13 protein-coding genes are annotated in these 11,033 nt (G+C 60.7%); 11 read left to right on the top strand and 2 right to left on the bottom strand.

Features of this window, described 5'->3' with window-relative positions; genetic code table 11:
* Window positions 1–171: 171 nt before the first annotated feature.
* From RTI30_RS09620 to RTI30_RS09610, 3 genes are read left to right on the top strand one after another with little or no spacing between them, the layout of a single operon-like run.
* Window positions 172–1,134 (top strand): LPD7 domain-containing protein, encoded by a 963-nt coding sequence (locus RTI30_RS09620; protein WP_215873943.1) that lies wholly within the window; start codon window positions 172–174, stop codon window positions 1,132–1,134.
* Window positions 1,131–1,976: a hypothetical protein gene (locus RTI30_RS09615; RefSeq protein WP_215874548.1), complete on the top strand. Its 846-nt coding sequence runs from the start codon at window positions 1,131–1,133 to the stop codon at window positions 1,974–1,976. Before RTI30_RS09620 ends, RTI30_RS09615 begins: the two co-directional genes overlap by 4 nt.
* Entirely contained in the window at window positions 1,973–3,511 is a 1,539-nt protein-coding gene (locus RTI30_RS09610) for a DUF3363 domain-containing protein (RefSeq protein WP_215874193.1), read from the top strand. Before RTI30_RS09615 ends, RTI30_RS09610 begins: the two co-directional genes overlap by 4 nt.
* A gap of 30 nt (window positions 3,512–3,541) precedes the next feature.
* On the opposite strand, the gene RTI30_RS09605 is transcribed toward RTI30_RS09610, so the two are convergent.
* Window positions 3,542–3,793 (bottom strand): CopG family antitoxin, encoded by a 252-nt coding sequence (locus tag RTI30_RS09605; RefSeq protein ID WP_215865495.1) that lies wholly within the window; start codon window positions 3,791–3,793, stop codon window positions 3,542–3,544.
* On the bottom strand, window positions 3,762–4,058 hold the full coding sequence (locus RTI30_RS09600; RefSeq protein ID WP_215865496.1) for a BrnT family toxin: 297 nt from the start codon (window positions 4,056–4,058) through the stop codon (window positions 3,762–3,764). The genes RTI30_RS09605 and RTI30_RS09600 overlap by 32 nt, the downstream gene beginning before the upstream one ends.
* Before the next feature lie 97 nt (window positions 4,059–4,155).
* Here RTI30_RS09600 and RTI30_RS09595 point away from each other — a divergent pair, with 97 nt between their 5' ends.
* From RTI30_RS09595 to RTI30_RS09560, 8 genes are all read left to right on the top strand, one after another.
* A complete protein-coding gene (locus RTI30_RS09595; protein WP_215865497.1) occupies window positions 4,156–4,629 on the top strand; it encodes a hypothetical protein in 474 nt (157 codons plus the stop codon).
* Complete coding sequence (trbB, locus tag RTI30_RS09590; RefSeq protein WP_312283698.1) at window positions 4,626–5,591, top strand: P-type conjugative transfer ATPase TrbB; 966 nt, start codon at window positions 4,626–4,628, stop codon at window positions 5,589–5,591. Before RTI30_RS09595 ends, trbB begins: the two co-directional genes overlap by 4 nt.
* Before the next feature lie 141 nt (window positions 5,592–5,732).
* Window positions 5,733–6,113, top strand: coding sequence for a TrbC/VirB2 family protein (locus RTI30_RS09585; protein ID WP_215865498.1), 381 nt, complete (start codon window positions 5,733–5,735; stop codon window positions 6,111–6,113).
* A gap of 1 nt (window position 6,114) precedes the next feature.
* Window positions 6,115–6,489 (top strand): VirB3 family type IV secretion system protein, encoded by a 375-nt coding sequence (locus tag RTI30_RS09580; RefSeq protein WP_215865499.1) that lies wholly within the window; start codon window positions 6,115–6,117, stop codon window positions 6,487–6,489.
* A 37-nt stretch (window positions 6,490–6,526) separates the two neighbouring features.
* On the top strand, window positions 6,527–9,031 hold the full coding sequence (locus RTI30_RS09575; protein ID WP_312283697.1) for a conjugal transfer protein TrbE: 2,505 nt from the start codon (window positions 6,527–6,529) through the stop codon (window positions 9,029–9,031).
* A gap of 57 nt (window positions 9,032–9,088) precedes the next feature.
* Complete coding sequence (locus RTI30_RS09570) at window positions 9,089–10,090, top strand: hypothetical protein (RefSeq protein WP_215865501.1); 1,002 nt, start codon at window positions 9,089–9,091, stop codon at window positions 10,088–10,090.
* Window positions 10,087–10,836 carry a P-type conjugative transfer protein TrbJ gene (gene trbJ / locus RTI30_RS09565; RefSeq protein WP_226838924.1) on the top strand — a complete coding sequence of 250 codons (750 nt, stop codon included), beginning with the start codon at window positions 10,087–10,089 and terminating at the stop codon, window positions 10,834–10,836. Before RTI30_RS09570 ends, trbJ begins: the two co-directional genes overlap by 4 nt.
* 15 nt (window positions 10,837–10,851) lie before the next feature.
* Window positions 10,852–10,980: a hypothetical protein gene (locus tag RTI30_RS09560; RefSeq protein ID WP_312283699.1), complete on the top strand. Its 129-nt coding sequence runs from the start codon at window positions 10,852–10,854 to the stop codon at window positions 10,978–10,980.
* Window positions 10,981–11,033: the final 53 nt, after the last annotated feature.

The following is an 11,033-nucleotide window of genomic DNA, read 5'->3' as shown; positions in this document are numbered from 1 at the left end:
CTACCCGGTAAAACCCCCGGATCCGGTACCCGACATGTTGAACCTGCATGGCACTCCTCCCTCGCCAAAGAAGTGCCAAAGGTTTGTGAACTTATGCAGAGCGTCGCGCGTTGCCCGCCGTCATCCGCACCCGGATCGCCATTCATTACCCCAGCACAGGAGAATCACGCCATGGCAGCAGAACTCGATCACCTTTTTTCTTACGGCCCACTGGATGTAGTCGCCACCAACGATGACAAGGCCCGAGGCCTGCACGTCATCCACGAGGACGCGCAGATGAGCGCTTTTATCCCTTTGGATGATCCGTTGCACAGGGAGGTGCTGACGCTTGTCGAGAAAAACCCGCATAGCCGAGGGTTTGTCGCAAACCAGATCCAGGCCCGTCTGGAGCAGGAGGGGCGCTGGGCAGGCCCGGCGCTGGATGATGAGGGAATCAGCTTTGGTCCCTCGCAGGAGGTTGCACAGGAACTGGCAGCAAATGAGCCGGAAAAGGATCGGGAGCGTTTGGAAAACGCGGTAGAGCGCGGCAAATCGCAGGAACAGACGCCGCTTGCCGTTGGCCCGGTGATGCCCATGAAAGCGGGGGTGAGCGTGGTAAAGGACCCCGAGCACCCGGAGATTCCTCCCAAGGGGGGCGCCGAGCCATCGACGGAAGAGGATCTGACAAAAGACTGGCCGGGGAACCCGGTAAAAGACGCACAGGCCTCCGAGCGGAAGGTTGCCGATCCTGAGCCTGCCCCTCGGTTTCCGAAGAAGTCGCCCCCGGAAATTCTGCTTTCCGACGCCAAGCGGGGCAAAGCATTGGTCCTGGACCATGGCGACAAGGTGAGTGTCACGAACCGGGCCATGCTGGGCATTGGCCGCGAGGCGGAGGATCGCCGGAACAAATCGGTCGAAGTGGCGCTCAAGGCGGCCAGGGAGCGTTTTGGCGAGCCGGTCCGGTTTTCCGGGAGCCGGGCATTTGAGGAAAAGACCATCGAAATGGCGGTGCGTCTCGGTATCGCGTTGGAGCCTGCCACCGAGCACGGAAAGCGGGCGTATGAGCAGGCGCTGGAAGCCAAAAATGCCCTGGGGCCATCGCAGAACCGCGCCCCAGTCAAACAGAAGGTGGTGGAAAAGGGGATCGGGTTATGAGCGAGATCGACGATCTGCTGAAAGCCGGAGAAGCGCTGGTGACCACACCATCTCCACGGCCTGCGACGCGCGCTCGGGCTGCCCCCAAAGCGCCCCCCGCCAGCGCCGGGGAGCAAGCCCCAGGAGACGGGAACCCCCAGACAGGCGATGCGGTCGCTACGGAGTCGCTCGTCGAATCCCTGGGGCCCTTGGTGGAGAGTGTGGTTTCCCGGCATGTTGAGCAGCTATCGCGTGAACTGAAGGCCGTGCGGGACGATGTGCAATCCCTGCTGGATCTGGGCGGGGTGGATGAGGAGGATATGGGGGCTGTCGTACCGCAACTCGGCATCGCGCCGAAGGTTCAGGCGGCAAGAGCGGCAGAGCAGGAAGGGGCTCAAAAGCCACCGGATTCTGAGCATCGGGATGGTATAGAGCCAGGAAAGCCGGAGACGCCCACGAAGGAACCGGAGGCAACGCCCGTTGCTCCCCCGCCCCCGGTAACGGTGGTAAATGAGCCTGCGGTGCTCGAAGCCGTTACCCGCCACGCCTTGACCCATTTTTCGTCGATGGTGGCGCTCCTGGGCGGTATGGCGGTGTTGTTTGCCTACGCCATGGGCATGGGCTATGGCTATATCCTCGGCTCTGGCCGTTATCCCTGGTGGAGCCATTCCTTTGCGTCGGCATTTCTGGGCGCTCCGACCGGAGTGGTCCTGCTACCGCTCGCGGGCTGGGCGCTTCATGTGGCAAGCAACGAGTACGATGAGTTTGGGCGGATGCGCCCGACGCTCCGCTATGCCGGTCTCGCCCTGGTCGCGCTGGGTATCGCTTTGCCCGTCGTGAGCATCGTCCTGGGTAGGGTATGACGCAGCGATCGCAGCCTATCCAGAACCGGAAGGGGCGGTTTCTCACTTCGGTCGAGACGATTGACGACCAGTTGGAAGAGGAACGGTCCCGAGGTCGTCCGCAGGCCTCCCGGGTACACAACAAGATTCAGCGGGCCAGAGCCCAGGCGGGGAGGGGGTCAAGACTCGGCATCCGAGCCCTGTTGCCGCATCTCGGCACGACCTCGCCGGTACGCCCCTATCCGCAAGGCCCTGCGGACAAGCGTCTGGCGCGCCGGTGCATGGCGAAGGTGAGCTATGTCAAAAACCGTAAGCCCGGGCAGTGGGGAGCCCACGGCAAATATCTGGAGCGCGAGGGCGCACAACGTGAGGGAGAAAAGGGGCACGGATTCACGGCGGATGCGGAGGAGGTTTCCATTCCGCGCACGCTGAACACCTGGCAGGTGGAGGACGATCACGCCCTGTTCAAGGTGATTCTGGCCCCAGAGGACCCGTTGGGGCCGGAGGGCTTGCGGTATTTCACCCGGAAGTTCAACGAAAAGATGCAATGGGTGCTGGACAAGGACTATGAGTGGATTGCTGCCGACCACTACAATACCAGTCACCCGCATGTGCATCTGTTGATCCGGGGGAAAGACAATCTGCAACTGGCCCCGGACCTCATTCGGCGGGGGATACGGGAAGCGGCATCGGAGGTGCTTACGGAGCAGCTTGGCTACCGTTCGGAGCAGGATTTGATCCGCTCCAAAGAGCAGGAGTTGGACGCGAGACGCTTTACCCGGCTGGACCGCGCCATTCAGGGCAAGGCCCAGGGGCACGAAAGCGGCTATTGGCTGGTGGATGAATACCCGGACGATTTGACAGAGAAGGGAAGCCGGGAGAGACGGCTGCGCGTTGCCCGACTGGAGAATCTGGTGAAGATCGGCGTGGCTGACAAGATTGGCCCGAACACCTGGCGGCTGGAGCCTGGTTGGGACCGGGCGCTCAAGGAACTGCAAATCCTGCAAACGCGCACCAAGATGGTGGCGCAGGCCCGCGCCTTGATGACGGAGCCGCGCTGTGTGCCCCAGGTGACGCGCCTTGCACCTGGCGACCGGCTGGTGGGCCGGGTGTTGGGGACCGGCCTCGATGACGAAAATGGGCGCGCTTATGTGCTGCTGGAGGGCGTGGATAACCGGGCGCATATCGTGTACCAGACGGCATCCATCGAAAGGGCCCGTGAGAAACAGGATCTACAGCTACGGCATCTGGTTGCTCTTACTGGGCTGGACCGGGGTGTGGCCGTCAAGGACTACGACTTGGTGATCCCCGACCAGGGCTTTCGGTCGGTGAAGATTCCCGATGCCGCCCTGGATGACGAGATGGCGCACGAAAAGCGGCACGGCATCCGGGATACGCTCGATCCCAGGACGGGCTTTGCGGCGGTATGGCATCAGGAGTTGCAGGCGCGGCGCGAGCGGGAGCGGCGGAAGAAGGAACAGGAGCGCAAAGCCGAGCGGGCAAGGAAGGCAGAAAAGCAGAGCCGCACACGGAAACCCGGATCGGAGATCGAGTGACGGCGCTGGAAACGCTCTGTTGGCGGGCAATCACTTGTCGTGTTGCGCAACATCCGATTCCAGCAGCATCCGAATGTATCGCGTGTAGGGGATGTTCTTGGCTGCCGCTCTGGCCTTTACCGCTGCCAGCAGGGGAGCCGGTAGCCGCATGTTGAGCGCGGTATCTTTGGGGGCTATCTCGAATCGCATGGGCTGGAACTGCCGAAAGTCCAGATCCGACAGGTCCTGTTCCAGAAACTGTTCTGCCTGTTCATCGGTTGTCATCGTGGGTACTTTCTTCATAGCGCAATCTCTCCTGTTCGTGCATGTATCTGGCGCTGATGGGGCGGACTTTCCGGGCGCGGATGGTGAACGCCACAAACAGAGCACGCCCGCCTACTGTCCCAACAGCGATGTGGCGTATCTCTGCCGGTGAGGAATGCCGCAGGTCTGGCGCTACCCGCGCAGCACCGCCGAGAAACAAACTTTCGATTTCCTCCCGAGAAACACCGTGCTTGCCACATTTTGGCCAGTTGCCGCTGTCCCAATCAAATCCGTCGATCTGCATGTATAAAGTGTAGGCATTTGTCTACACAAAAACAAGTGCGCGTATCCCTCTCGCTCTCGGTCTATACCCTGTCGTCCGATGCAGACCGAGGGAACCCATGCCATCCGTTACGGTGACGATCAAGCTACAGAACGAGTATGCCAAGCGGCTGCGGCTGGAGGCTGCGGCGAGGCAGATGAAATTGACCGATCTTGTCACGGATTACGCCATGCGGGGGATGGATGCGGCAGCGAACGATCAATTTGGTCTGGCCGCGTTGGAGCGGCGGGTAGTCGCCACCCTGCATGGCATGAACAAAAATGTGGACGCGGTGCTGGCCGAGGTGGATATGGTCGGGGCCATGCTGGACGTGTTCGTCAAGCTGATGCTGGTTCATCTGCCGGAGCCGGGGACGGAAAGAGAGGCTACCCAGGCCTCGGCGTTGTCCCGGTATGAGCGCTACATCCAGCAGACAGGTGCAGCTTTTGACGGCAATCGCCCAATGGCCCTGCGGAAAATCGCCAAGCTGATTCAGCGCCAGATCGACCCGATTCAAGGGGACGGAGGAGATAGCGAAGGGGAAAATCCATGACCATCGAGCACGATTTGAAAGAACAGGAAGCCCTTTCCCGGCGCATCAAACAGATGCAGCGGTATTTGGGCAAGCCCATTGTCGCGCTGTTCGACGATCCGAAAGTGGTGGAGATCATGGCGAACCCGGACGGCAAGGTGTACGTCGAGCGCCTGGGGGAGGGTATGACGGAATTTGCGCGGATCGACCCCTACTCGGTGCAGGCGGTGCTTGGGCTCATGGCCGATTTTCTCCACACCACGGTAAGCCGGGACAAGCCTGTCGTGGAGGGGGCGATGCCCATGGAGTTTCTGCGCAGCCGCTTCGCCGGTGCCATCCCTCCCCTTGTGGAGGGTGCATCGTTCTCCATTCGTCTGCCTGCCCGGTCGGTGTTCACGCTGAACCAGTATGTCGATCGAGGGATTGTCACGGAAGCACAGAGGGACTTTCTGGAGCGATCTCTGAAAGAGCGCAAGAACATTCTGGTCAGCGGCGGTACGGGGAGCGGCAAAACCACCCTGTCCAATGCCCTGATTGACGTAATTTCCCAATCCTCTGGTGCCGATCAGCGGATCGTCATTATCGAGGATACCCGCGAGTTGCAATGCTCCGCACCCAACGTCGTGCAATTCCTGACGGACGATGATGCGGGCATCGACATGACCCGGTTGCTCAAGCTGACCCTGCGTTACCGGCCCGACCGGATACTGGTCGGCGAAGTACGGGACAAGGCGGCTCTCGCCTTGCTCAAGGCCTGGAACACCGGCCACCCGGGCGGGATTGCAACGCTCCACGCAAATCATCCCGAAGCGGCCCTGTTGCGGCTTGATCAACTCTGCCAGGAGGCTGGCGTCCTCCCGCAGAAAGACCTGATTCGCGAAGCCGTGGATGTGGTCATCCAGATTGCCCGAGACCCCGAGCATCCGGCTGGGCGGCGGATTACGGCGATTCATGATGTGAAGGAGGGCAAGAGCCATGCGTAAAGAGTTTTTGCCGATGAACGTGGTTCCGTGGTGGGGACCTTTGAATGCGGTATCGACACCCTTCAGCTTTCCCGAGTTCAGGGTATACCCCAACCCTGCCGGTCTATACCTGCCTGTCGGATCATTGCAATGGAGAGCGACATGAAGAAGTGGAAACTGAAGGAAGGAATGAAGAAGGCTCTGGGCGGGCTCGCGCTTGCGCTTTCTCCGGCTGTGGCCTTTGCCTCCACCAGCGGCGGCGTGTTCAGTCCGATTGCCGGGCCGTTGAATACCGTGCTGACGGGGATGCAGGATTTCGGCGGCCTCGTGGCCGCAGGCGGTGTGGTGGCAACGGGTCTCGCCTGGTGGCACGGCGGCGAACACAAGAAGGCCATGATGATCGGTCTGGGTGCTACCGTCGGTGGTATCGCCATGGCGAACGCCAAAGCGTTGGCCACCAGCATCACGGGCGGCGCGACCATGGGCCACGTTGGCACGCTGTCCCTGGTGGCCGGTCATGCGGTCCATCTGATTGGGCTGTGAGATGCCGGAACAGACCCGCAGGGTAACCTTGCACCAGTCCCTTGTTCGCCCCCTGTTGATCGCAGGGGGTGAGCGCGATGCGGTTTTTGCCTTGTGGTTCCTGTGCATTGCCGCCCCCATTCTTTTTTCTCTCTGGCTGATTCCCGTCAGCCTCCTGGTGGGAGGCGTGGGGCAGTCTTTCTTACGCTCGCTGGCGAAGAAAGACCCGCAATCGCTGGGCGTCATACGCAGGCACTGGGGACAGCAGACGTTTTATCCAGCGGCAGCAACCGCGTATGCGCCGGTGAAGTACAAGGCTCCCAAAGAACAGACCCAATCCGTGGCTTCTGGAGGGGTGCTGTCCTTGCTGGCGAAGGTGCTGGGCAAGAAAGGCTGACATTTTTTTCGATAACAGGGTATAGCGGAGACCAAACATGCTCAATCTGCGGCAATACCGCGACAAGGCCATTGGCCTTCCCGATTTGCTGAACATCGCCTTTCTGGTGGATGAATGGGAAACGGGTGCGGGTTCCATGGCGATCGCCTTGCAAAAGGACGGGAGCTTTCTGGCAGGCTTTCGCTACGACGGCCCGGATCTGGAGAGCATGGGGGTTGTCGATCTGGAGAGTCTTTCGGCGCTCTGGAACAACGTCCTGTCGCGCATGGGCACAGACTGGGGCGTGCATGTCACGGCCATTCGTGAGCCTGCGGGCGCGTACATCGACATCGCCGAGTGTGCTTTCCGGGACCCGGTATCCCGCCTGATCGACATGGAGCGGGCAGCGCAGTACGGGCAGGAGAGCCATCATTTCGTCTCCCGCTACTACTGCACGATAACCTGGCGGACTCCCGTTGACGCGGAGGTTGCTGTCACGAACGCTCTGGTCCAGAAGGGGGTGGGGAAAGGAGCGCATAGCGCGGAAGAGGATGCGTTCCGCGACCTATTGGCGCGGTACAGGCAAATGCTGGAAGTGGTCCTGGGACTTTTTCGCACCTTCTACCGGGTGCGCGCCCTCGATGCCGATGGGCTGCTGACGCATATCCACGAATGTCTGACGGGAGCGCGGGAAAAGATCCATGCCCCGAAGATACCCGCCTATCTGGACGCGGTGCTGGGTCACCACGATTTTGTCGGTGGGCTGGAACCGTCGATAGACGATGAGGAAATCCGGGTCATCACGGTTCTGGGGTTCCCCAACACCACCTATCCGGAAATGCTGGAACACCTGCACAGCCTGCCGTTTCCGCTGCGGTATACGGTCCGCTTCCTGCCGCTGGATCAGGCGGATGCTGTGGCGGACATGGCAAAACTTCGGGATAAGTGGTTTGGTTCCCGGGAGAATCTGAAGAGCCTGGCCGCGCAAAAGTTCGCGGGGCAGGGAGAATCGGTGCTGTCTGCCGACGACAACGTGACCAACCTGGCCTTTGACGCCAAGCAGGCGATCACGGAAGCCAATGAGGGGGCCGTAACCTACGGCAATTTCAGCCTGACCGTGGTGCTGCGCTCTCGGGACGAAAAAGTCCTTGCAGAACGGATCAAGGCGGTGCGCACCTTCCTGAACAATAACGGGTACATTGCCCACCTGGAAACGACCAATGCGGTGGAGGCCTTTCTGGGGAGCACCCCGGGCCATTTGTATGAGAACATTCGCCGTCCCCTGATGCACTCTCTGAATGTGGCCGATTTTGTGCCCAAAACCGAGATTTGGGCTGGCGAAGCGCGGTGCCCGAGCCCCCTCATGAAGATGGCGAATGGAGAAAAAGCTCCGCCTCTGCTCTACGCCGCCACCACGGGCGCTACCCCCTTCCGGTTGAATCTCCACGTCGGGGATCTGGGGCACACGCTGATTGGCGGCCCCACCGGTGCAGGCAAGTCCACCTTTCTCGCCCTGCTGGCGGCGCAATGGCAGCGCTACCAGAACGCACGGGTGATCTCCTTTGATAAGGGCATGTCGGTCTATGCGCTTACCGAAGCCATGGGCGGCCAGCATTATGACCTAGGCGGTCCGTTGTGCGACCTGTCCTTTGCGCCCTTGCAGCATGTCGAGGAACCCGCCGAGGCCGCTTTTGCGGCAGACTGGATCGAGGCGCTGTGCGTATTGCAGGGCATGACCGTTACGGCCACCGAGCGTGCGGCCATCCGCGACGCCATTCATGATCTGGCCCGTGGAGAGGGGCGATCCCTGACCAATTTCGTGCAGGCCGTGCAGTTGTCGGAGATCAAGGAGGCCCTGTCGTTCTATACGATTCAGGGGCAGACCGGTGCCCTGCTCGATGCGGAGACGGACGGGCTGTCCTTCACGGACGTGCCCATGACGACGTTCGAGTTGGGGCACCTGATGAATGGCAGTCCCGCCATGAAGAAGGTGACGGTCCCCGTGCTCCTCTACATCTTCCATCGGATCGAACAGATGCTCGACGGCAAGCCGACCCTGATCCTGCTCGATGAGGCCTGGACCTTCCTCGACGACGAGCTATTCCTTGCCAAGATCCGGCAATGGCTCAAGGAACTGCGGAAGAAAAACGCGGCGGTGGTTTTTGCCACCCAGTCCCTGGCCGATCTCAAGGGGAATCCGCTGTTGCCGGTGATCAAGGAGTCGTGCCCCACCAAGATTTACCTGCCGAACCGTATGGCGGTCAGCCAGGACTTGCGGCCCCTGTATGTGGACATGGGCCTGAACGACCGGCAGATCGAGCTACTGGCGCAGTCCACGCCCAAGCAGGATTACTACCTGTCCACCCCCGAGGGAAGTCGCAGGATTCAGCTTGCCATGGGGCCGGTAACGCTCGCCTTTTGCGGTGTTTCCGACCCCCGTGAGGTGAAGCGGGTAGCGGAACTCAAGGCCCAGCATGGCAAGCGTTGGCCGATGGCCTGGCTTCAGGAAAAGTTGCCAGGCCATCGGCAGGAGTGGGTGGGCGTCCTGGCGAATATGTACTGACGGCCATCTCTGGCCGTCGCGGTCTATACCCGCCTGAGGCTTTCGGGGAGGAAACACATGGATATAAGGATTGTGGTTGCGGCGCTGGCACTGGCATGTGCTCCCGCCGCTTTCGCTGGGGAAACCGCCGCGCAGGCCATGGGGCGGATGCGGACGGATGAGGCGGTCATGCAGAACATCGCCAACACCTGGCCGCAAATCCAGCAGCAGGCGGTGAACTACGGCCAGTTTGCGGGATATGGTGACCGCCTTTGGTCTGGAGAAGGCCCCACGGTGATCAACCGGATGGGTGGCACAGAACTTTGCCATAACACCCATTGGGATAGCGCCACGGGCAATCTGGTGACAGGTGGGCTCAACATCGCGGGAGATGCAGAGGCCGAGGCCTATGCCCTGGAGTTTGTGAGCGAAGATTTTCTGGCCCAGCTTGGGGACTACCTCAACGCCCAGGCGCAGGCCGGAGAGCAGCCGCAAAATCTTCAGCAGGTGGAGCAGCAGGCCAACGCCATGGAAACGGCATCCAATGATCTCAATGGCTTGTTGAATACGGTGGGCAATCAAATCTCTGCGGCATTGGGCACGGGTTCGGCGCTCGAACCCTTGCCCATCCAGAACTGGCAGGCAGGGATCGGCAACATCCCGAATCTATCGGCAGTGCAGTACATCCCCGGGCCCGCGAATGGCGCGCCGATTGGCTGGGTGATCCCGCCTATCCGAGGGTTCGCCCGTCTGGAGGACATTTGCCCCACGGGAACGGCCACGATCCCCATGTTGCCGTTTCAGGCCCCGGTCCTGAATGCGGTGCAGGTGACGATTCAGGAGAACCCGGAGCTTGCCCAGAACATCCAGGGATTGGAGACCCCCAGCACCTACGCGATCCCCAACGGGTATCTCCATACCGATAGATTGCTGCCGGTTCCGAATTACGCCATTCGCATGAGCGTTGTGGGTGTTCTAGGGCATGATCTGCCCGCCGTCGCCCATTACATGGCCCCGATAGATTCCGGACTTGCCAGGTATAACCAGGATGTGCAGGCGATTTTGGGAGAATTGCAATGAAAAACATGCGACGGAAAGGCAAATTCGCTCTGGTATTGGCGTTGTCGCTGTCCAGCCCCATGGCCTTTGCAGGCGGTGCGGTGACGGGCGGGGCCACTCTCCCGGAACAGATCGTTCAGGAGGGCACGGAAGTACAGCAACTGGCGAAGCAGGCCGAAGAAGTGAGTACCCAGATTGAGCAGTACGCAAACATGGTTCAGCGGTACGAGAACATGGTACAGAACACGCTGACCATGCCCATGTCCATGTTTGACCAGGTTTGGAACCCGCTGGTAGGCAGCATCACCAAGCTGGAGGGCATTTACAACCAGGCGCAGGCGCTGGGCTACGCGGGCCAGAACATTGGTGCCCAGCTTGCGCAGGAATATCAGGGCGCGGGCGCGTCCATCCAGAACCTGTCGCAGAACTACGCGAACTGGAACAACTCCACGAACACGGTCATGCAGGATACCCTAGAGTCGTTCGGGCTTTCCGCCCAGGACTTCGCCACAGAGGATCAGTCCATGCAGACGATCCAGCAGGAGGCGGCGACGGCCCAGGGCCGGGCGCAGGTGGCCGGTGCGGCGGTAGCCGCTGCCAATGTCACCACCAAGGCGATTCAGCAACTGGCGGAGATCACCGAGAACGGCGAGCGTGCGCAGATTGCGTATGAGAAGCAGAAAAAGGCACAGGCAAATGCCACAGGCGCATTGGTCGCCAATGGCCTGTTTGCCTCTGGCACGAACAGCCCGAATCTTCTGCCATAACAGCGAGGGAAAACGATGAAGCCGAAAACGGTGTTGTTGGGATTTGCGGTATTGGCCCTGGCTGGCTGCGGCAGTAATCAGCCTGCCTACACGGCGCATGGCGGTTTCAAGTTTGAAGTGCAACACCCGCATATAACTCTCTGACTTGCTGCGCCATAACTTCGGCAGGTGTCCGAAATCCCAGACATTTCCTGGGG

This window comes from Candidatus Igneacidithiobacillus taiwanensis, assembly GCF_031962545.1.
In the GTDB taxonomy this organism is placed as follows: Bacteria; Pseudomonadota; Gammaproteobacteria; order Acidithiobacillales; family Acidithiobacillaceae; genus Igneacidithiobacillus; species Igneacidithiobacillus taiwanensis.
The sequence above is the reverse complement of the archived record's forward strand: the minus strand, read 5'-3'. Positions and strand labels throughout refer to the sequence as shown.